Here is a 19,434-nt window from a genome sequence, read left to right as displayed (position 1 = left end):
AGCCGGCATGCGCCCGGCCCATCCGCTGGGCGCGGCAAGGGAAAATTAGAGGCCCAGCGGCACGTAGTCGATCTCCATGAAGGCTTCGACCTCCGGAATCCAGCGGTCGCGAACGAAGGCGACATGGTCGGGATGGTCGTTGTAGCCGGTATAGGCCCGCTGGTCGGCGAACTCCATCGAGAAGCCGAAGCGATAGTCGTTCTTGGGGCTGACCTGCCGCAATTGCTCGAAATGCGTCACGCCCTTTATCGCAGTGAGGATTCTTTTGGCGTCGGCAAGGAAGCGTTTTTCCTCGAGCGAGTGCGGCTTGTGCTTTAGCGCGAACACGACGGTGTGACGGATCATTTCTTTCTCCCTGCAATGTTCCTTACGCGCTGTCTGCCCAGGCGCGGATGAGGTTATAGGCAATCGCCCCCTTCGGCGGCGTGAACAGATTGCCCGGGTGCCCCTTGGCGAGCATCGAACGCACCTCGTCACGATAAAACCAGCGGCAGTCTTCCAACTCGTTGAGGTCGGCCTGGATGTTGTCGTTGAGCGGCTCGCCGAAGCAGCCGATCATCAGCGAATAGGGAAACGGCCAGGGCTGGCTGGCATGGTAGACCACACGGCCAAGCCGGATGCCGGCCTCCTCCAGCGTTTCGCGGCGCACCGCCGCCTCGATCGTCTCGCCCGGCTCGATGAAGCCGGCAAGTGCGGAATACATGCCCGGTGCGAAATGCCGACCGCGGCCGAGCAGGCATTTTTCGGGCGTCGCCGTCAGCATGATCGCCACCGGATCGGTGCGCGGAAAATGCTCGGTGCCGCAGGCCGGGCAGAGCCGCTTGTAGCCGCCGGCCCGCATCTCGGACTCGGTACCGCATTTGCTGCAGAAGCGATGGCTCGCATGCCAGGCGAGCAGCGCTGCCCCTTGCGCCAGTGCGCCGGCCGCCGCTTCGTCGATCAGGCCCTGCATGTAGACCGAGCGGTAGTCGATGGCCTTGATGGTTTCGGGAAGCTGCTCGGGCTCGACGCCTGTAGGCACGGCAAGCACCGGGCCGCTTTCGGAAAAGCCGAGCAGGACGCCACGATCGAGCGACGCCTGGAGTGGCAGGCTCTCCTCGGCGCCGAACCAGGGGTCGAAGCCGTCGCTTGCGGGCTTCAGATAAAGCCGCCCGCCATGCATCAGCAAAAGCCTTGTCGACGGGTCGGCGAGCGCCTTTTCGACGGAATCGTCGGCGCGGTTTTCGGATTGCCGGTCAATCGTGTTGCCGGCGAAGCCGACGAATTGGCTCGGCTCGCGCAAGGGCGCGTCAAACAGGCGGAAGCTCATGGGAGACTCGGGCAAAACTCAAGGGTGGACACTGGAGAGGCTTATAACGCTGCCTTGATCGTTTCGGCAAACCGGCGCAGGTCCGAGCGCTGGTAGGGTTCGCGCATGCCGTGCCCCCATACCGGGCCCGGCCAGCCGGGGTCGCCTTCCGAGCGGGCGATGACATGGACATGCAATTGGCGCACGATGTTGCCGAGCGCGCCCGTGTTGATCTTGGTGCAGCCGGTCACGCGCTTCAGCGCCTGCGCCACCATATTGGTCTCGAAGGTCAGCATCGCCTGGTCGAGCGGCGTCATATCGTGGATTTCCTCCGCGCCCGGCCGCTGCGGCACCAACAGCAGCCACGGCCAGCGCCGATCGTTCATCACCCGCAACTCGCATAGCCCAAGCCACATAAGCTGCTCGCTGTCTGCCTCCAGGCGGGCATCCAGCGTGAATCCGGCCTTGAGGCCCGGCAGCATTGGCGTTTCCCTCACCTTGTAGTGTTCTTATCAAACTGATGAACGCTAGAGCGGCTGCCAAGGGCCCGCAAGAGGCCTGCAAGCGAATCATTGGCCAGTTGCGCGGCGATTCTCGTGCCCCTTGCATTTCATCGCCGAATTGCCGATATGGAAAGCGGGAGGTTGGTGGTGGACGATCCACTCGCCAACCGGGTCAGGTCCGGAAGGAAGCAGCCCTAACGAGCCCGGAACGGGTCATTGTTCCAGCCTCCCGCCTCTTCGCCTTTCTCCCGCGACATTGACGGCGCCAAGCCCTGCGGGCGAAACTATGGGCAGGAATCGGCCGCCCCAGACGTGGCCTTGGAGCTTTACGGGCGAATGAGCGAAGCCGGAAATTCGGGAACCGACCGAGCGATTCAAGGCGGGGCCGTCGCCTATCGTGTTCTGGCGCGCAAATACCGCCCTTCGAATTTCTCCGAACTGATCGGCCAGGAGCCGATGGTCCGCACCTTGACCAACGCCTTTGCCACCGGCCGCATCGCCCAGGCCTGGATGCTGACCGGGGTGCGTGGTGTCGGCAAGACGACGACGGCGCGCATCCTGGCGCGGGCGCTGAACTACAAGACCGCCACCATCGACCAGCCTTCGGTCAACCTTTCCGTGCCCGGTGAACATTGCCAGGCGATCATGGAAGGCCGCCATGTCGACGTCATCGAAATGGACGCCGCCTCCCACACCGGCATCGACGACATCAGGGACATCATCGAGCGCGTGCGCTATGCGCCGGTCTCGGCCCGCTACAAGGTCTACATCATCGATGAAGTGCACATGCTCTCCACCCAGGCCTTCAACGGCCTCTTGAAGACGCTGGAAGAGCCGCCGCCGCACGTCAAATTCATCTTCGCCACCACTGAAATCCGCAAAGTGCCGATCACCGTGCTGTCGCGCTGCCAGCGCTTCGATCTCAGGCGCATCGACCCGGCGGTAATCAAGACTGATCTTGGTCGCATTGCCGGCCTCGAAGGCATTGATGCCGAGGATCAGGCGCTGGCGATGATTGCGCGGGCCGCCGAGGGGTCGATGCGCGACGCGCAGTCGATCCTGGACCAGGCGATCGCCCACGGCGCCAGCAAGGTCACTGCGGAGGCCGTGCGCGCCATGCTGGGGCTGGCCGACCGCGCCCGCATCGTCGACCTGTTCGAACATGTGATGAAGGGTGACATGGCCGCCGCCCTTGCCGAGTTCCGAGCCCAATATGACATCGGCGCCGATCCGGCCGCGGTGCTGACCGATCTTGCCGAATTCAATCACCTCGTCACCCGCTTGCGTTTCGTGCCGACGGCCCTTGACGACGCCTCGCTGTCCGACGACGAGCGCCGGCGCGGCGCCGACTTCGCCAGGGCGCTGTCGGTCAGGGTGCTGTCGCGGACCTGGCAGATGCTGTTGAAAGGCATTCCCGAGGTGCAGTCTTCCAACCGGCCGGTCAGCGCCGCCGAAATGGTGCTGATCCGGCTGGCGCATGCCGCCGACCTGCCGACACTGGACGAGGCGCTGAAGTCGCTGGAAGGCACGGGCCTGAACGGCGCGCCGCGTTCGAACGGGACGCCGGCAAGCTCTGGCCCGGTGAATTCTGGCCCTGCAAATTCTAGTCCACCAAGTCCTGGTAATGGCGGCGCCGCCGGCACCGTGGCGCAGGCGCGGATGCCGGCCGCCAATGGCGGCGCGCAGACGATGCGGCTGGTCGAGCCCGAACCGATACCGGTTGCCTTTGTTGCTCCGCCGGAGCCGGTCGCCGAGACCCCGCCGGTGCCGGTGAAATCGCTGGCCGACATCGTCGCCCTTGCCGACGCCAATCGCGACATGGCCTTCAAGGTGCTGGTGAAGCGCTGCGTGCGCCTGGTGCGCATCGAGCCCGGCCGCATAGACGTCAGCCTGACCGCCGACGCGCCGAAGATGCTGCTCAACGATCTGACAGCCAAGCTGCGCGCCTGGACCGGCCGCAACTGGCTCGTGTCGCTGTCGAAGGAAGAAGGCGGCCAGACGCTGGCCGAGATGGAATCGACCAAGCGCGAAAATGCCTTTCTCGATGCCAGGAGCGACCCGACCGTTGCCGCCATCCTCGCGCGTTTTCCCGGCGCCAAGATCATCGACGTGCGTATTCCCGACGCGCCGGAAGCCGATGCGGCCGAGGCCGAAATGCCGGTCGAGCCGGCGGCGGACGACGACGAAACCTGACAACCAGTGTGAACCTGCAAAGGATCGGACCATGAAAGATCTTCTCGGCCTGATGGGCAAGGCGAAGGAAATGCAGGCCAAGTTCCAGGCCATGCAGGATGAGATCGCCACGCTGGAGGCCACCGGCCAGGCCGGCGGCGGCCTGGTCAGCGTGACGCTGACCGGCAAGTTCGAGATGAAGTCGCTGAAGATCGACCCGTCGCTGTTCAAGGAGGATGAGGTCGAGATCCTGGAGGATCTGCTGCTCGCCGCTCACAATGACGCCAAGAACAAGGTCGAGCAGGTCATGCAGGAGAAGACCAAGGCGCTGACGGAGGGATTGCCGATACCGCCCGGAATGAAGCTGCCTTTTTAGGATCGGGATCCGGCCATGCCAACAGCGCCCGAAGACCCTTCGGCCAGGCTGATAGAGCAGCGCGTCCGAAATAGGATCTATGATATCCTGGAAATCCTGGCCGATTGCGATAACGGCGTGGATCTGGTCGGAATCAGCGGTTATTTCAATCTCTTCGAGGATTTCGTCCACCGCCCGTCGATCGAAGCCGGCACGTCGGCTCTTTCGAGGGACGAACGCGCGGTCGTGCTGGAAATTGCCGATTTTCTCGAAGCTGCCTGCGCGGCAACCCCTGACTTCACCAAGGCCGAGTTCGTCGAGAGTGGCTGGCCGCGTCAGATTGCGCCGAGAGCAAGGGATGCGCGGCTGCTGTTCCTGCAACGCGGGCTGTTTTCGGAGGCGTTCGAAGAGGCCGAACCCGGGCAACGGTTCGTGCCGTCAGCCAGTTGAACCTGATCCTTATCGAGTGTGTCTATTCTGCCACCTTCCACTTAATAACGCTTTAGCCATCTTTTTGCCGGAAAGTGTTTCATTCTTGCCGCAACCAGGGCGGGCTGGGCAGCAGAAACGAGGGGACACTTTTGATCTCTACCCCATGGAAGATGCCGTTGTTGCTCGGCGTCGTCACCTCACCGCTGTTCCTGGCCGGATGCAGCCAGACCACCTCGCATGGCATGTCCAGCCTAACCGATGCGATCACGCCGGGCTTCCTCAATACCCGGGCCTACAATTCCACGCCGAAGGACAAGGAGTGCCTGGAGCGCGCGATGTTCTTCGAATCCAACCGGTCGAGCCGCGACGGCATGATCGCCGTCGGTACGGTGGTCATGAACCGGCTGCGCTCCGGCAAGTACGGCAACACCATCTGCCAGGTGGTCGGCCAGCGCGGGCAGTTCGCGCCGGGCGTGATGACGCGGCCGATGAATTCGAAGGCGATGCCCGATGTCGAGGAAGCGGCCCAGGCCGTCCTCAAGGGCGAACGCAAGGCCAAGCTGAAGAACACGATGTTCTTCCACACCGCCGGCCTGCGCTTCCCTTACAAGAATATGCACTACACCATGGTTGCCGGCGGCAACGCCTTCTACGAAAAGCGCGGACGGAACTGGAAGCCGCTGCCCGACGAGCCGATGGTCGCCGTGGCCCAGGCTGCGCCGCGGACGTCGGCGCCCGCCGCTCCGGTGACGCTTGTCGCCTCCGCCGCGCCGGTAAGGGCGGCCAAGGCAACGTCCGCCACAACAACTCCGGACCAGGCGACCCCTGACCAGGCAACCTACGTGACGGCAGCCGCGCCGTTGCCGGCAAAGCCCGCAAAGGCAACTTCTGCGAAGGCCGTCCGCGGGAATGGGACGCCCGAGAATGAGACCATTGTGGCAATGCAAGAGCCGATGCAGGAACCGGACGCGGCACGTTTCGGCGGTACTGCCGCAGCACAACCTGTCACCGCATCCCAGGCGGCGCCGGCCGAGTCGACAATGGCGTTTGAATCAACGCCCGAGAACACCGATGCCATCGGTGCGATGATCGTCGGCCAGACCCGGCCGCTGGAGGAGAACTGACGGCCAAGGGTTCTTGCGGTCGCCTTGGCAGCAGTGTCCTTGCCGTTGGTTGGGGCACGTGGTTGTAGTTCCAAAGCGCGCGGAAAAATCCTAAACCGATGCGATGTCGAAGCGAATCGCCGGTCCCGAGATCGAACGCCTGATCCAGCTCCTGGCCAAGGTGCCGGGGCTCGGTCCCCGTTCGGCCAGGCGCGCTGCACTTCATCTCATCAAGAAGAAGGAGCAGTTGCTGTCGCCGCTCGCCGCCGCCATGAGCGAGGCCGTCGACAAGGTGCGCATCTGCTCGACCTGCGGCAATGTCGATACGTCGGACCCGTGCATGATCTGCACCGATCCGCGCCGCGATGCCGGCACGCTGATCGTCGTCGAGGACGTCTCCGACCTGTGGGCGCTGGAGCGGGCAGCCGCCATGAATGTGCGCTACCACGTGCTTGGCGGCACGCTGTCGCCGCTCGACGGCATCGGCCCCGAGCAGCTCAACATCCGCTCGCTGGTCGACCGCGTCGCCGGTGGCGATGTGAAGGAGGTCATTCTCGCCGTCAACGCCACGGTCGAGGGCCAGACCACCGCGCATTACCTTACCGATCAGCTCTCCGGCTTCGAGGTCAAGGTGACACGGCTGGCGCATGGCGTGCCGGTCGGCGGCGAGCTCGACTATCTCGACGAAGGCACGCTGGCCGCGGCACTGCGCTCGCGGACGGCGTTTTGAGGGGGTGGGGGAGCCTCATATGGAAATGACGGCATTCCTTCGCGCCCCCCTCTGTCCTGCCGGACATCTCCCCCTCAAGGTGGGAGATTGGCTATCATCACTGCTTTCGCCAATCGCCAACGTTGAAAGAAGATCGACGCCCACGAAGCTGCAAATCTCCCCCCTCAGGGGGGAGATGTCCGGCAGGACAGAGGGGGGCGCGACAGAACGCGACCTTCGCAACCTCGTCTTTGCATTTCTTCTGGCCGCGCTAGCCAGCCTTTTCATCTCCACCCCGGCCTCCGCAGCACCAATCGACGACCAGTTCCGCGCCTGGCTGCAAAACGACCTCGGGCCCGAAGCCAAGGCGAAGGGCATCTCCAAGAAAACCTTCGATGCCGCCTTCGATGGCGTCAAACCGAACCTCAAGCTGCCCGACCTGGTGATGCCGGGAAAGAAGGCGACGACGCCGCAGAAGCAGCATCAGGCGGAGTTCGGTTCGCCCGCCGCTTATTTCGCCGAAAAGACGGTTCGCGCCGTCACATCAGGCGGGCGAACGCGCGAGGCGGCCAATGCCAGGACGCTTGCCGCGATCGAGAAGCGTTACGGCGTGCCGGGTGAGGTGCTGCTGGCGATCTGGGGTCGCGAGACCGGTTTTGGCGCGGCGAAGATGCCTTACGACGCCTTCGAAGTGCTCGGCACCAAGGCGTTCATGGCGACCAGGAAGGACTTCTTCCGCACCGAGCTCCTGGCCGCACTCGAAATCGTCGAGCGCGGGCTGGCGCCGGTCGGCGCGATGAAATCGTCCTGGGCGGGCGCGCTCGGCCAGCCGCAATTCATGCCGACCTCTTTCTTGAAACATGCCGTCGATTTCGACGGCGACGGCCGCGCCGACATCTGGAATTCGGTACCGGACACGCTGGCCTCGATCGCCAACTATCTCGTCCAATACGGCTGGGTGAAGGGCCGTGGCTGGGGCTTCGAGGTGACGGCGCCCGAGAGCGTCTCCTGCTCGCTCGAAGGACCCGACCAGGGCAAGAAGATTTCCGCCTGGGCCGCGATGGGCATCAAACGCGTCGGCGGCAAGGCATTTCCAGCGAACGAGTTGAAGAAGGAAGGATTTCTTTTGATGCCGGCCGGCCGCAGCGGTCCGGCCTTCATCGTGACGCTGAATTTCTACGTGCTGAAGCAATATAACACCAGCGACCTCTACGCCCTGTTCATCGGCCACGGCGCCGACCGCATCGCTCGTGGCGACAGCAATTTTTCCGGCAGCTGGGGTGCGGTTGGCGGTCTGCACAGGTCTGATATCGCCGCCCTGCAGCGGGCGCTGGAAGCCGAGGGCTACGATGTCGGCAGCGCTGACGGCCTGCCCGGGTTCAAGACGCGCCGGTCGATCGGCAAATGGCAGGCCAAGACCGGCCGCGTCGCCACCTGTTTTCCCGATGCCGATCTGGTCGCGACGATTAAGTAGCTGGAAAAACAGCGCATTTCCTGTCCTCTAACGACCGTTGATGGTCATTCCCGGTCGCTCGCCGCAGCAGCTTTGGCCGCAGTGGCCGGGCTGCAAAATGCTCGTTGCCGGGCTTGCGGTCGCCGGATATGGTGTGGACCAACTGGACAAAAATTGCCACGATAACAGGTCTGGGGCCATCGTTCGGCCGGCACAAGAACGCTTCAACCCTGAGCCGGGAACTCAGGTCAACAAAACAGGGAACAATCGCCATGATGATGGAAAAGTTTGCTCTTCGCTCGCGCACCTTGCTCGCCGGCGCGGCCATGTCCGCGCTGCTTCTGGCCGGCGCGCCCGCCCTTGCCGTGACGCCCGCCGATACGCTGGTAGAAGGCTTCGCGATCGACGACATCATCTCCATGGATCCGGGCGAGGCGTTCGAGCTGTCGACCGCCGAGGTCACCGGCAACACCTACGATCTTCTTGTCCGCCTCGACCTGAGCGATACCTCCAAGGTCAAGGGTGATCTCGCCGAAAGCTGGACCGTCTCCGACGACGGCCTGACCTACACCTTCAAGCTCAAGCCCGGCCTGAAATTCGCCTCCGGCAATCCGATCACGGCGGCGGACGTCGCCTATTCGTTCGAGCGCGCCATCAAGCTCGACAAGAGCCCGGCCTTCATCATCGGCCAGTTCGGCATCGATGGCGGCAACGTCACCGAGAAGGCCAAGGCCGTCGATGACACGACGTTCCAGTTCACCGTCGACAAGGCCTATGCGCCGAGCTTCGTCTTGAACTGCCTGTCGGCGACGGTCGCCTCGGTCGTTGACGCCAAGCTGGTCAAGGAGCATGTCGCCGCGGTGACGCCGAGCGCCGACTACAAATGGGACAATGATTTCGGCAATGCCTGGCTGAAGACCGGCTATGCCGGCTCCGGCGCCTACAAGCTGCGCGAATGGCGCGCCAACGAGGCCGTCGTGCTGGAACGCAATGACAACTACTTCGGCGAAAAGGCCAAGCTTGCCCGCGTCATCTATCGCAACATGAAGGAAAGCTCGGGCCAGCGCCTGGCGCTCGAGGCCGGCGACATCGACGTTGCCCGCAATCTCGAGCCGAACGACCTCGACGCCATCGCCAAGAACGCCGACCTCACGACCACCAGCGCGCCGAAGGGCACGGTCTATTATATCAGTCTCAATCAGAAGAACCCGAACCTTGCCAAACCCGAGGTTCGCCAGGCGTTCAAATATCTTGTCGACTATGACGCTTTGGGTTCCACCATCCTCAAGGGCATCGGCGAGATTCACCAGACCTTCCTGCCCAAGGGCGTGCTCGGCGAACTGGATGAGAACCCGTTCAAGCTCGACGTCGCCAAGGCCAAGGAACTGCTGGCCAAGGCCGGCCTGCCCGACGGCTTCAGCGTCACCATGGACGTACGCAGCACCCAGCCGGTGACCGGCATGGCGGAATCGATCCAGCAGACGCTGGGACAGGCCGGTATCAAGCTGGAGATCATCCCCGGCGACGGCAAGCAGACGCTGACCAAGTACCGCGCCCGCAATCACGACATCTATATCGGCCAGTGGGGCCAGGATTATTTCGACCCGAACTCCAATGCCCAGACCTTTGCCAGTAATCCGGACAATTCGGATGATGCCAAGATCAAGACGCTGGCCTGGCGCAATGCCTGGGACATCCCGGACCTGACCAAACAGACCGAAGCGGCCCTGCTCGAGAAGGATTCGGCCAAGCGCGCGGCGATGTACCAGGATCTCGAGAAGAAGATCCTCGACACCAGCCCCTTCGTCGTCATCCACCAGCAGCTGGAAGTGGCCGGCCTGCGCAAGAATCTCAAAGGCTTTGCGCTCGGCCCGAGCTTCGACACCAACTTCGTCGGCCAGGTCTCCAAGGAGTGATGCCGGCGGACGCGCCGCATGAGCGTGGCTGAAAACCAGGCGACGGCAGAACGTGGCGGTGCCCGTGCCGTCGCTGTTCTATCGTCGATCGGCCGCTTCCTGGTCATCGCGGTGACCACGTATCTCGGCCTGCTCGCGGTGACCTTCTTCATCGGCCGCGTCATCCCGATAGATCCGGTGCTGGCGGTGCTCGGCGACAGGGCGCCGGCCAATGTCGTCGAGCGCACCCGCCGCGAGATGGGGCTCGACCTGCCGCTGATCGAGCAGTTCTACATCTATGTGAAGAATGCCCTGAACGGTGATTTCGGCACCTCGGTATTGACCACCAATCCAGTCATGACCGACATCCGCCGCGCCTTTCCGGCAACGATCGAACTGGCGACGCTGGGAACGTTGATTGGCGCGCTGATCGGCGTGCCGCTCGGCGTGCTGGCCGCGGTCCGGCGCGGCAGCCTCATCGACCAGATCGTGCGCATCATCGGCCTGATCGGCTACTCCGTACCGATCTTCTGGCTGGGACTGCTGGCGCTTGTCCTGTTCTATGCCAGGCTGCAATGGGTCGCCTTTCCCGGCCGCCTCAACGTCGTCTACGAATACACCTTCACGCCGATCACCGGCTTCTACCTTCTGGACGCGGCATTGCAGGGGCAGTGGGACGTGTTCCGCGATGCCTTTCGCCACATCATCCTGCCGGCCTCGCTGCTCGGCTATTTCTCACTCGCCTATATCAGCCGCATGACGCGCTCGTTCATGCTGAACGAGCTTTCCCAGGAATATATCGTCGCCGCGCGCGCCAAGGGCCTGTCGGAACGGCGCATCATCTGGGGCCACGCGCTGCGCAATGCCGCGGTGCCGATGGTCACGGTGATCGCGCTATCCTATGCCGGGCTACTCGAAGGCTCGGTGCTGACCGAGACGGTGTTCTCCTGGCCGGGCATCGGCCTCTACATCACCAATTCGCTGCAGAACGCCGACATGAACGCCGTGCTTGGCGGCACCATCGTCATCGGCTCGGTCTTCATCGCCATCAATCTTCTGTCCGACCTGCTCTACCGGGTGCTCGACCCGAGGACCAAAACGAGATGAGCAGAGGTATCGCACTTTCCGGCTTGGCTGCGGCCAATCACCCCCACTCCGGCCCTTCGGGCCACCTCTCCCCCTGCCCGGGGGAGAGGAAAAGCTGGTCGCACGCTTGGCGCCTTGCCTCTCCCCCGTCGAACGGGGGAGAGGTGGTCTGCGAAGCAGACCGGAGTGGGGGTCGACAGCTTCAAAAGGCATCGTCATGACCGCCTCCCACGCCGGCCCCCTCTCCCGCCGCGACTGGCTGCTCAGCGAGCGGCCGGCCTCGCGCATGCAGGCGAGGCTCGGACGCGCCTATGTGGCGTGGCGGCGCTTTTCGGCCAATCGGCTGGCGTTTGTTGGCCTGCTCATCATCCTCGCACTGCTGGTGGTCGCGGCTTTCGCCGATGTGCTGGCGCCCTATTCGCCGACCATCGGCGACTTGAAGAACGCTCGCCTGTTGGCGCCAAGTGCTGCGCACTGGTTCGGCACCGACGATCTCGGCCGCGATATCTACTCGCGCATCATCTACGGCTCGCGCTGGACGCTCTACGTGGTCATCCTGGTCGCCATCATCGCCGCTCCGATCGGCCTGCTTGTCGGCACCGTCGCCGGCTATGCCGGCGGCTGGACCGATGCGGTCCTGATGCGCATCACCGACATCTTCCTCGCCTTCCCGAAGCTGATCCTGGCACTGGCCTTCGTCGCCGCACTCGGCCCCGGCATCGAGAACGCGGTGCTCGCCATTGCCATCACCTCATGGCCGCCTTACGCGCGTATCGCGCGCGCCGAAACGCTGACCGTGCGCAACTCCGATTACATCAAGGCGGTGCAATTGATGGGCGCTTCGCCATTCCGCATCGTGCTGCGCCACATCATGCCGCTCTGCGTCTCCTCGCTCATCGTCAGGGTGACGCTCGACATGGCCGGCATCATCCTGACCGCCGCCGGCCTCGGCTTCCTTGGCCTTGGCGCGCAGCCGCCGCTGCCCGAATGGGGCACGATGATCGCGTCCGGCCGCCGCTTCGTGCTCGACCAATGGTGGGTCGCCGGCGCGCCGGGCTTCGCCATCCTGATCGTCAGCCTCGGCTTCAACCTTCTCGGCGACGGCCTGCGCGACGCGCTCGATCCCCGGAGCGGCGACCAATGAGCGCGCTTCTCGACGTCGAAAACCTGCGCGTCACTTTCCCGACCCGCACCGGACTGATCGAGGCGGTGCGCGGCGTTTCCTTCTCGCTCGGCCGCGAGCGGCTGGGCATCGTCGGCGAGAGCGGCTCCGGCAAGTCGCAGACCGGCCGTGCGATCATGGGCCTGACGCCACCGCAGGCGGAGGTGACGGCCAGGACGCTGGCTTTCGACGGCATCGACCTGCTTGCCGCGTCGCCGCGTGACCGCCGGGCGCTGCGCGGCAAACGCATCGCCATGATCCTGCAGGATCCGAAATATTCGCTCGACCCGGTGATGAGCATCGGCCGCCAGATCGTCGAGACGCTGCGCACGCATGAGAGGGTCTCAAGGGCAGAGGCCCGCGACCGCGCGTTCGCCATGCTGGAGGCGGTGCAGATCCGCGATCCCTCGCGCGTCTTCGACCTGCATCCGCATGAAGTTTCGGGCGGCATGGGCCAGCGCGCCATGATCGCCATGATGCTGATCGCCGGTCCCGAGATGATGATCGCCGACGAGCCGACCTCGGCGCTCGATGTCACCGTGCAACTCGACGTGCTCGGCATTCTCGACCGGCTGGTCAGCGAGCGAGGCATGGGCCTGATCTTCATCTCGCACGATTTGCGTCTGGTCTCCTCCTTCTGCGACCGGGTGATCGTCATGTATGCCGGCAAGGTGGTCGAGCAGCTCAAGGCATCGGAACTCGGCCGCGCCCAGCACCCCTACACGCGCGGCCTGCTCAACTGCATGCCCAAGATCGGCGCCGACCGCCACCCGCTGCCGGTGCTCGACCGCAAGCCGGAGTGGGCGGCATGACATCGGCACTTTTCATCGACAGGCTGGAAGTGATCTTCGATCGCTTTCGCGCATTGAAGGGCGTCAGTCTGGAAGTGCAATCGGGGGAGTCTTTCGGCCTGGTCGGTGAATCCGGATCGGGCAAATCCACTCTGTTGAGAGCCATCGCCGGTCTCGCCCCGGTCGCCTCTGGCAGCATCACCGTCAATGGCAAGACGCTCGGCCCGCGCCGCGACAAGGCCTTCTACCGCGAGGTGCAGATGGTCTTCCAGGACCCCTACGGCTCGCTGCACCCGCGCCAGACCGTCGACCGGCTGCTGCAGGAGCCGCTCGCCATCCACGGCTTTGCCGATGGCGAGAAGCGCATCGTACGCGCGCTGGACGAGGTCGGCCTCGGAACCGGCTTCCGCTTCCGCTACGCGCATCAATTGTCGGGCGGCCAGCGCCAGCGCGTGGCGATCGCCCGCGCACTCATCCTCGAACCCTCGATCCTGCTGCTCGACGAGCCGACCTCGGCGCTTGACGCCTCTGTGCAGGCGGAAGTGCTCAACCTCCTGGAAGAGGTGAGGCGGCGGCGCAAGCTGACCTTCCTGATGGTCAGCCACGACCTCGCCATCATCACTCACATGTGCGAGCGGCTGATGGTGATGCAGAACGGCGAGGCGGTCGAGAAACTGACTGCGGACGATCTCGTCCGGCGTCACGTGACCAAGGATTACACGCGTAATCTCTTGCGAGCCAGTGAGGGGTTTGTGAGAACCGCTTGAACCGGCTCGGGCCGCTCGGTGTGCTGGCCTGCTCCGGCAGTCTGGCCGGCGACAGGCCCAATCGCCCGCCGCCGGTGCCAACTTGAGGAAAACGTGAAATAAGGTCAGAACAATTCCCGGCAGTCATCCAAACGAGAACGGGCGCCGGCCCGGCGAGGGGAAAAAAATGAAGAACTCAGCCATTTCCGAACGCAAGAACCGGTCGATCTCGCGCGGCGTCGGCATGACCACGCAGATCTATGCCGACCGTGCCGAGAATTCGGAGATCTGGGACGTCGAGGGCCGCCGCTATATCGACTTCTCGTCCGGCATTGCCGTCGTCAACACCGGCCACCGCCATCCCAAGGTGATCGAGGCGGTCAAGGCGCAGCTCGACCGTTTCACCCACACCTGCCACCAGGTGGTGCCCTATGAGAGCTATATCAGGCTGGCCGAGCGGCTGAACGCCATTCTGCCCGGCAAGTTCGACAAGAAGACGATTTTCGTCACCACCGGCGCCGAAGCGGTCGAGAACGCCATCAAGATCGCCCGCAACGCCACCGGCCGTCCGGCGGTCATCGCCTTTGCCGGCGGCTTCCATGGCCGCACCTTCATGGGCATGGCGCTGACCGGCAAGGTCGTGCCCTACAAGGTAGGCTTCGGCGCCATGCCGGCCGATGTTTTCCACGCACCGTTCCCGGTGGCGCTGCACGGCGTATCCGTCGCCGACTCGCTGGCGGCACTCGACCGGCTGTTCAAGGCCGATGTCGACCCGGCCCGTGTCGCCGCCATCATCGTGGAGCCGGTGCAGGGCGAGGGCGGCTTCTACGAGGCGCCGCGCGACTTCATGACCGCGCTGCGCAAGGTCTGCGACCAGCACGGCATGCTGTTGATCGCCGACGAGGTGCAGACCGGCTTTGCCCGCACCGGCAAGATGTTCGCCATGGATCATCACGAAGTAGCGGCCGACATCACCACCATGGCCAAGAGCCTGGCCGGCGGCTTTCCGCTGGCGGCGGTCACCGGCCGCGCCGAGATCATGGACGCGCCGAATCCCGGCGGCCTCGGCGGCACCTATGGCGGCAGCCCGATCGGCGTTGCCGCGGCACATGCCGTGCTCGACGTGATCGACGAGGAAAAGCTTTGCGACCGCGCCAATGCGCTGGGTGGCAGGCTGAAGCAGCGGCTGCAGTCGATCCGCGACGAAGCTCCCGAGATCGTCGATGTCAGAGGTCCGGGCTTCATGAACGCGGTCGAGTTCAACGATGTGAAGAAGGGTCTGCCCTCGGTGGAAATCGCCAATGCGGTGAGGCTGAAGGCGCTCGACAAGGGGCTGATCCTGCTCACCTGCGGCGTCTACGGCAATGTCATCCGCTTCCTGGCGCCGATCACCATCCAGGACGGCGTCATGAACGAAGCGCTCGACATTCTGGAAAGCTCGATCCGCGAGATCCGCGCCGCCTGAACGGGACAGCGCCTCATTTCTCCTGGCGGCCTATGCCGATCTCCTGGCGGGCTATGCCGAACGTGCCGTCAGGAGCTCGGATTCTGTAACCAGGCCGGAATGTCCATCTTGGCGTGCAGCATCCGCCACACCCTGCGCTCGTTTTCGCAGCGCTGCGAAATAGTCGTCGTCAACGGGAGTGCCCGGCGCGGATGACGCGCCCTCAAGGAGCAAACCGCGCAGCCGTTGACGATCCTGATCGTGGCGGATCAATTCACGCACATACTCGCTGCTCGTGCCATAGCCGCGATCCGCCACTTGCCGATCGACAAAATGCTTCAAGCTGTCAGGCAGGGAGATATTCATTGTGCTCATTGAGAGATTTTATTGCCTATGGCAAAAATCGGCAACCCTAAGCACTCGCCTTGGCTGGCTCCATGTTCTGGAAGGCGGCCAGTGCCGCCTTCAGCCCATCGGGTCCCTCAGCCACGCTCTGCGGCGTCGGCGAGAAGCCGGCGCCAAGCATCTTGCGGCCGAGCATGTGGTCGCCCGGCCGGTTGACCGATTCGATGCCGAGCAGCCGGTTGCCGGCATAGTGGTAGATCGAGAACCTGTTCTCGCCGAGGTCGCCCAGCACGACATGGCTGTCGCCGCCCGAGGTCAGGCCGACCATCTGCAGTTTCATGTCGCCAATGTCGGACCAGAACCACGGCACTGCCGCAAATGCGTCCGCATGGCCGAGAACGGTGCGCGCGGCAAGCCGCGCCTGGTCGGTGGCGTTCTGCACCGATTCCAGCCGTACGTCCGAGCCGGTGAGCCAGTGCCGGTAGGACGCGGCATCGCCGATCGCGAGGATTTCCGGCAACGAGCTCTGCATCTGAGGGTCGACGCGGATGCCGTTGGCGATCGCGATGCCGGCGGCTTGCGCCAGTTCGACATTCGGCACCACGCCGATGCCGATGATGACCATTTGCGCAGGCAGCCTTTCGCCGGACGACGTCACCGCCGCCGAGACGCGGCCGCTTTCGCCTTCCAGCCGGGCAATTGTGGTGCCGGTGAGGATGCGCACGCCGGCGGCTTCCAGCCGTTGCCGCACATGGCTGGCGATGACCGGCGCCACCGCGCGGCCGAGCAGCCTGTCGACGGCCTCGACAACGGTAACCTTGCGGCCGGCCGCTTTGAGCGTCGCGGCGATCTCCAGCCCGATGAAGCCGCCGCCGAGAATGACGACATCCTCGCTTTGCGCGCCCAGTTCGCGGATCAGCCGCGCGTCGGCCAGTGAGCGCAGCGACACCACGCCGGAAAGATCGGCCCCCGGCAGCGGCGGCATGCGCGGCCGCGAACCGGTCGCCAGGATCAGCCGCTCGAAGGGCAGCGCGCCGCCCCCTGATATCTCCAGCCTTTGTCCTGCGGCATCGATGCTCTCGACCTCGATGCCCGGCCGATAGTCGATGCTGCTGCCGGTGTAGAAGGCCTCGCCGCGCAGCGGCTGCGGTTTGGCTTCCTGGTCCTTGATGAAGGTCTTCGACAGTGGCGGCTTGTGATAGGGCAGCTCGTTCTCGTCGCTGACGAGGATCACCGGCCCGTCGTAACCCTCCTCGCGCAGGCTGGCGGCCGCTTGCACGCCCGCGTGACCCGCACCGACAATGACCACACCGTTCTTCATCGCAGCCCGATTTTCTCTTTCGATTCTAGGACGTCTCGCCAGGTGGCGATTGTCTGGCGCCGCCGCAACAGCCCTGGTTCGGGTCGCACCCGGAATGGCCGCCTGTCAATCGCCATCTCACGGCAAATCTGGCGCGTGGGGCAATTTAAAGTTGATGTTTGCAGTTTAGAATTATTCTAAACTGTTGTTTCAATTGATTTTTCTCTTCGATGCCAGTTGACTTCCGGCGCCTTCATCGTGTTATGGAAGCTTGCGCGTCAAGCGCATCCCTTTGATGTCTGGGCCTTGAACCCTTTCGATTGGAGGCATTTCGGTGTCTTTCTTCCGCGAACCGCGCAATGGCGCGGCGTCTTTTGCCTTTGACGGCATGCGAATGCCTTGGGGCCGGTCGGCGCGTGCGCCTTTTACTGAATTTCCAAGGAACTGGAGAACGATGATGACAGTACGCAATGGCAGCAGGCTGGCTGCGATCTGCGCTACGGCTATGCTGACGGCGGCGGTATTCGTGCTGCCGGCCAAGGCCGAAACCGATGCCAAGGCAGTCATCAAGACCTATTCCGACATCGCGCTGGCCAAATATGAGGATTCGCTGACCACGGCGCAGGCGCTCGACAAGGCGGTCGACGCGCTGCTCGCCAAGCCGTCGGTGGAAACGCTGAACGCCGCCCGCGAGGCCTGGAAGGCGTCGCGCGTTCCCTACCAGCAGACCGAGGTCTACCGCTTCGGCAACAAGATCGTCGACGACTGGGAAGGCAAGGTGAATGCCTGGCCGCTGGACGAAGGCCTGATCGACTATGTCGCCAAAAGCTACGGCACCGAGTCCGACGCCAACTCGCTCTACACCGCCAATGTGATCGCCAACAAGGAGATCGAGATCGACGGCAAGAAGGTCGACGCCACGAACCTGACGCCAGAATTCCTCTCCGGGACGCTGCAGGAGGCCGGCGGCATCGAAGCCAACGTCGCCACCGGCTATCACGCCATCGAATTCCTGCTCTGGGGCCAGGATCTGCACGGCACCGGCCCGGGCGCCGGCGAGCGGCCCTATACGGACTACGACCTTGCCAATTGCACCGGCGGCAATTGCGACCGCCGCGCGCAGTACCTGAAGTCGGCGAGCGACCTTCTGGTTTCCGACCTGCAGGACATGGTCAATGACTGGAAGGAAGGCGGCGCCGCGCGCAAGAACCTCGTCGACGGCGAACCCAATGCCGGCATCTCGACCATCTTCACCGGCATGGGCTCGCTGTCCTATGGCGAACTGGCCGGCGAGCGCATGAAGCTCGGCCTGCTGCTGCACGATCCGGAGGAAGAGCACGACTGCTTCTCCGACAATACCTACAACTCCCATCTCTATGATGCGATCGGCATCCGCGCCGCCTACCATGCCAGCTATGTCAGGCTCGACGGCACCGTTGTCGAGGGGGCGTCGGTCTCCGACATGGTCAAGGCCGCCGATCCGGCGATCGACAAGGAACTGTCGGACAAGCTGGACGTCTCCGTCGCCAAGATGGAGGCGATCAAGGCGCGGGCGGTTGCCGGCGAGGCCTACGATCAGCAGATCGCCGAAGGCAACACCGAAGGCAATGCCGCCGTGCAGGCGGCAATCGATGCGCTGATCGACCAGACCAAGTCCATCGAGCGCGCCGTCGGCGCCCTGAAGCTCAACAGCATCGCCTTCGAAGGCTCCGACAGCCTCGACGCGCCGGACAAGGTGTTCCAGTAAGACGTCAAAACCTGAGCATGGCCCCAAACCGGAGGTCCGCGAAAGTGAAAAGTGGAAGCCGGTTTTCGGAAAAGGCCATGCTCGACTGAGAAAACAAGCCACACGGCGCCGAGGAACGCCGTCAGCCAGGGCAAATGAATGCTGATCTGCCATTGCAACATCATCACCGAGAAGGAGATTGAGCAGACGATCGTCGGGCTGCTGGATCAGGATCCCTGGCAATTGATCGTGCCGGCGAAGATCTATCATGCCATGCAGAAGCGCGGTCGCTGTTGCGGCTGCTTCCCAAATGTGGTCGAAACGATCATTCGGGTAACCGAGAACTACCACGCCCGCTCGGAGGCGAGCGGCGTGGACATCGTTTCACACCTGGATCGCGTCAGAGGCCTGCGCATCCAATACGGGAGCAGAACCCATGAAGGGCGAAAAGCAGATCATCGAGCGGCTTAACGAGGCTCTGTTTCTGGAGCTTGGAGCCGTCAATCAGTACTGGGTGCATTTCCGGCTGTTGGAAGACTGGGGATACGCCAAGCTGGCAAAGAAGGAACGCGCCGAATCGATCGAGGAGATGCACCATGCCGACCGGCTCGTGGCCCGCATCATCTTCCTGGAAGGGCACCCCAATCTGCAGTCCGTGGCGCCGCTCCGCATCGGGCAGAACGTCAAGGAAGTGCTCGAATCCGATCTTGCCGGCGAATATGACGCACGCACCGCCTACAAGCGGTCGCGCGAGATTTGCGAAGAAGCAGGCGACTACGTGTCGATGAAACTGTTCGAGGAATTGCTGTCCGACGAGGAAGGTCACATCGACTTCCTCGAGACGCAACTCGACCTGCTTGCCTCGATCGGCGAGGAAAAATACGGCCAGCTCAACGCCGCATCGGCGGACGAATCGGATTAAGG

The 19,434-nt window shown here is 63.7% G+C and carries 20 protein-coding genes and 1 other RNA gene; 16 read left to right on the top strand and 5 right to left on the bottom strand.

Annotated elements, in window-relative coordinates; translation table 11 throughout:
- Window positions 1-45: 45 nt before the first annotated feature.
- Genes MESS2_RS01535 through MESS2_RS01525 form a run of 3 tightly spaced genes read right to left on the bottom strand, consistent with a single transcriptional unit; the run spans window position 46 to window position 1,770 of the window.
- Window positions 46-345 carry a Dabb family protein gene (locus tag MESS2_RS01535; RefSeq protein WP_008872267.1) on the bottom strand — a complete coding sequence of 100 codons (300 nt, stop codon included), beginning with the start codon at window positions 343-345 and terminating at the stop codon, window positions 46-48.
- A gap of 22 nt (window positions 346-367) precedes the next feature.
- Window positions 368-1,309, bottom strand: a complete 942-nt coding sequence (gene nudC, locus MESS2_RS01530; RefSeq protein WP_008872266.1) for an NAD(+) diphosphatase — start codon at window positions 1,307-1,309, stop codon at window positions 368-370.
- A gap of 41 nt (window positions 1,310-1,350) precedes the next feature.
- Window positions 1,351-1,770 (bottom strand): HIT domain-containing protein, encoded by a 420-nt coding sequence (locus tag MESS2_RS01525; protein ID WP_008872265.1) that lies wholly within the window; start codon window positions 1,768-1,770, stop codon window positions 1,351-1,353.
- A gap of 157 nt (window positions 1,771-1,927) precedes the next feature.
- On the opposite strand from MESS2_RS01525, the gene ffs reads away from it, so the two are divergent.
- The 13 genes from ffs to MESS2_RS01465 all read left to right on the top strand — a co-directional run bounded on the left by ffs (window position 1,928) and on the right by MESS2_RS01465 (window position 15,160).
- Window positions 1,928-2,024: signal recognition particle sRNA small type (ffs, locus tag MESS2_RS30140), an RNA gene on the top strand.
- A gap of 103 nt (window positions 2,025-2,127) precedes the next feature.
- Window positions 2,128-3,984, top strand: coding sequence for a DNA polymerase III subunit gamma/tau (locus MESS2_RS01520; protein WP_040591780.1), 1,857 nt, complete (start codon window positions 2,128-2,130; stop codon window positions 3,982-3,984).
- A gap of 31 nt (window positions 3,985-4,015) precedes the next feature.
- Window positions 4,016-4,339 (top strand): YbaB/EbfC family nucleoid-associated protein, encoded by a 324-nt coding sequence (locus MESS2_RS01515; RefSeq protein ID WP_008872263.1) that lies wholly within the window; start codon window positions 4,016-4,018, stop codon window positions 4,337-4,339.
- 15 nt (window positions 4,340-4,354) lie between these two features.
- Window positions 4,355-4,768: a hypothetical protein gene (locus tag MESS2_RS01510; protein ID WP_008872262.1), complete on the top strand. Its 414-nt coding sequence runs from the start codon at window positions 4,355-4,357 to the stop codon at window positions 4,766-4,768.
- 152 nt (window positions 4,769-4,920) lie between these two features.
- Window positions 4,921-5,874: a cell wall hydrolase gene (locus MESS2_RS01505; protein WP_040591778.1), complete on the top strand. Its 954-nt coding sequence runs from the start codon at window positions 4,921-4,923 to the stop codon at window positions 5,872-5,874.
- A gap of 103 nt (window positions 5,875-5,977) precedes the next feature.
- On the top strand, window positions 5,978-6,583 hold the full coding sequence (gene recR / locus MESS2_RS01500; protein ID WP_008872260.1) for a recombination mediator RecR: 606 nt from the start codon (window positions 5,978-5,980) through the stop codon (window positions 6,581-6,583).
- 175 nt (window positions 6,584-6,758) lie between these two features.
- Window positions 6,759-8,036 carry a lytic murein transglycosylase gene (locus tag MESS2_RS01495; protein ID WP_040591776.1) on the top strand — a complete coding sequence of 426 codons (1,278 nt, stop codon included), beginning with the start codon at window positions 6,759-6,761 and terminating at the stop codon, window positions 8,034-8,036.
- A 251-nt stretch (window positions 8,037-8,287) separates the two neighbouring features.
- Window positions 8,288-9,931 (top strand): ABC transporter substrate-binding protein, encoded by a 1,644-nt coding sequence (locus MESS2_RS01490; protein ID WP_008872258.1) that lies wholly within the window; start codon window positions 8,288-8,290, stop codon window positions 9,929-9,931.
- 18 nt (window positions 9,932-9,949) lie between these two features.
- Window positions 9,950-11,017, top strand: a complete 1,068-nt coding sequence (locus MESS2_RS01485) for an ABC transporter permease (RefSeq protein ID WP_008872257.1) — start codon at window positions 9,950-9,952, stop codon at window positions 11,015-11,017.
- A gap of 196 nt (window positions 11,018-11,213) precedes the next feature.
- The gene (nikC, locus tag MESS2_RS01480) at window positions 11,214-12,140 is read left to right on the top strand and encodes a nickel transporter permease (RefSeq protein ID WP_008872256.1); all 927 of its coding nucleotides are present in this window, start codon (window positions 11,214-11,216) and stop codon (window positions 12,138-12,140) included.
- A complete protein-coding gene (locus MESS2_RS01475) occupies window positions 12,137-12,970 on the top strand; it encodes an ABC transporter ATP-binding protein (RefSeq protein ID WP_008872255.1) in 834 nt (277 codons plus the stop codon). Before nikC ends, MESS2_RS01475 begins: the two co-directional genes overlap by 4 nt.
- A complete protein-coding gene (locus MESS2_RS01470; protein ID WP_008872254.1) occupies window positions 12,967-13,716 on the top strand; it encodes an ABC transporter ATP-binding protein in 750 nt (249 codons plus the stop codon). The genes MESS2_RS01475 and MESS2_RS01470 overlap by 4 nt, the downstream gene beginning before the upstream one ends.
- A gap of 166 nt (window positions 13,717-13,882) precedes the next feature.
- Complete coding sequence (locus MESS2_RS01465; protein ID WP_008872253.1) at window positions 13,883-15,160, top strand: 4-aminobutyrate--2-oxoglutarate transaminase; 1,278 nt, start codon at window positions 13,883-13,885, stop codon at window positions 15,158-15,160.
- A 51-nt stretch (window positions 15,161-15,211) separates the two neighbouring features.
- Here the strand turns inward: MESS2_RS01465 and MESS2_RS01460 are convergent, their stop codons facing one another.
- A complete protein-coding gene (locus MESS2_RS01460; protein WP_244439838.1) occupies window positions 15,212-15,505 on the bottom strand; it encodes a ribbon-helix-helix domain-containing protein in 294 nt (97 codons plus the stop codon).
- Between the two features lie 46 nt (window positions 15,506-15,551).
- Window positions 15,552-16,805, bottom strand: coding sequence for an NAD(P)/FAD-dependent oxidoreductase (locus tag MESS2_RS01455; protein WP_008872251.1), 1,254 nt, complete (start codon window positions 16,803-16,805; stop codon window positions 15,552-15,554).
- Between the two features lie 436 nt (window positions 16,806-17,241).
- On the opposite strand from MESS2_RS01455, the gene MESS2_RS01450 reads away from it, so the two are divergent.
- The 3 genes from MESS2_RS01450 to bfr all read left to right on the top strand — a co-directional run bounded on the left by MESS2_RS01450 (window position 17,242) and on the right by bfr (window position 19,432).
- Window positions 17,242-18,531 (top strand): imelysin family protein, encoded by a 1,290-nt coding sequence (locus tag MESS2_RS01450; RefSeq protein WP_008872250.1) that lies wholly within the window; start codon window positions 17,242-17,244, stop codon window positions 18,529-18,531.
- Window positions 18,532-18,669: 138 nt separating this feature from the next.
- A complete protein-coding gene (locus MESS2_RS01445; protein ID WP_006338010.1) occupies window positions 18,670-18,981 on the top strand; it encodes a (2Fe-2S)-binding protein in 312 nt (103 codons plus the stop codon).
- Window positions 18,947-19,432, top strand: coding sequence for a bacterioferritin (bfr, locus tag MESS2_RS01440; RefSeq protein ID WP_008872249.1), 486 nt, complete (start codon window positions 18,947-18,949; stop codon window positions 19,430-19,432). The genes MESS2_RS01445 and bfr overlap by 35 nt, the downstream gene beginning before the upstream one ends.
- Window positions 19,433-19,434 lie beyond the last annotated feature (2 nt).

The organism is Mesorhizobium metallidurans STM 2683, from assembly GCF_000350085.1.
GTDB lineage: Bacteria > Pseudomonadota > Alphaproteobacteria > Rhizobiales > Rhizobiaceae > Mesorhizobium > Mesorhizobium metallidurans.
Note: the sequence above shows the minus strand (reverse complement) of the source record. Positions and strands in the feature narration are given on the sequence as shown.

Bases quoted from the DNA above. Each gene is read 5' to 3' on its own strand.
- MESS2_RS01535 (WP_008872267.1), bottom strand. From the start codon at position 345: ATGATCCGTCACACCGTCGTGTTCGCGCTAAAGCACAAGCCGCACTCG.
- nudC (WP_008872266.1), bottom strand. From the start codon at position 1,309: ATGAGCTTCCGCCTGTTTGACGCGCCCTTGCGCGAGCCGAGCCAATTC.
- MESS2_RS01525 (WP_008872265.1), bottom strand. From the start codon at position 1,770: ATGCTGCCGGGCCTCAAGGCCGGATTCACGCTGGATGCCCGCCTGGAG.
- MESS2_RS01520 (WP_040591780.1), top strand. From the start codon at position 2,128: ATGAGCGAAGCCGGAAATTCGGGAACCGACCGAGCGATTCAAGGCGGG.
- MESS2_RS01515 (WP_008872263.1), top strand. From the start codon at position 4,016: ATGAAAGATCTTCTCGGCCTGATGGGCAAGGCGAAGGAAATGCAGGCC.
- MESS2_RS01510 (WP_008872262.1), top strand. From the start codon at position 4,355: ATGCCAACAGCGCCCGAAGACCCTTCGGCCAGGCTGATAGAGCAGCGC.
- MESS2_RS01505 (WP_040591778.1), top strand. From the start codon at position 4,921: ATGCCGTTGTTGCTCGGCGTCGTCACCTCACCGCTGTTCCTGGCCGGA.
- recR (WP_008872260.1), top strand. From the start codon at position 5,978: ATGTCGAAGCGAATCGCCGGTCCCGAGATCGAACGCCTGATCCAGCTC.
- MESS2_RS01495 (WP_040591776.1), top strand. From the start codon at position 6,759: ATGTCCGGCAGGACAGAGGGGGGCGCGACAGAACGCGACCTTCGCAAC.
- MESS2_RS01490 (WP_008872258.1), top strand. From the start codon at position 8,288: ATGATGATGGAAAAGTTTGCTCTTCGCTCGCGCACCTTGCTCGCCGGC.
- MESS2_RS01485 (WP_008872257.1), top strand. From the start codon at position 9,950: ATGAGCGTGGCTGAAAACCAGGCGACGGCAGAACGTGGCGGTGCCCGT.
- nikC (WP_008872256.1), top strand. From the start codon at position 11,214: ATGACCGCCTCCCACGCCGGCCCCCTCTCCCGCCGCGACTGGCTGCTC.
- MESS2_RS01475 (WP_008872255.1), top strand. From the start codon at position 12,137: ATGAGCGCGCTTCTCGACGTCGAAAACCTGCGCGTCACTTTCCCGACC.
- MESS2_RS01470 (WP_008872254.1), top strand. From the start codon at position 12,967: ATGACATCGGCACTTTTCATCGACAGGCTGGAAGTGATCTTCGATCGC.
- MESS2_RS01465 (WP_008872253.1), top strand. From the start codon at position 13,883: ATGAAGAACTCAGCCATTTCCGAACGCAAGAACCGGTCGATCTCGCGC.
- MESS2_RS01460 (WP_244439838.1), bottom strand. From the start codon at position 15,505: ATGAATATCTCCCTGCCTGACAGCTTGAAGCATTTTGTCGATCGGCAA.
- MESS2_RS01455 (WP_008872251.1), bottom strand. From the start codon at position 16,805: ATGAAGAACGGTGTGGTCATTGTCGGTGCGGGTCACGCGGGCGTGCAA.
- MESS2_RS01450 (WP_008872250.1), top strand. From the start codon at position 17,242: ATGACAGTACGCAATGGCAGCAGGCTGGCTGCGATCTGCGCTACGGCT.
- MESS2_RS01445 (WP_006338010.1), top strand. From the start codon at position 18,670: ATGCTGATCTGCCATTGCAACATCATCACCGAGAAGGAGATTGAGCAG.
- bfr (WP_008872249.1), top strand. From the start codon at position 18,947: ATGAAGGGCGAAAAGCAGATCATCGAGCGGCTTAACGAGGCTCTGTTT.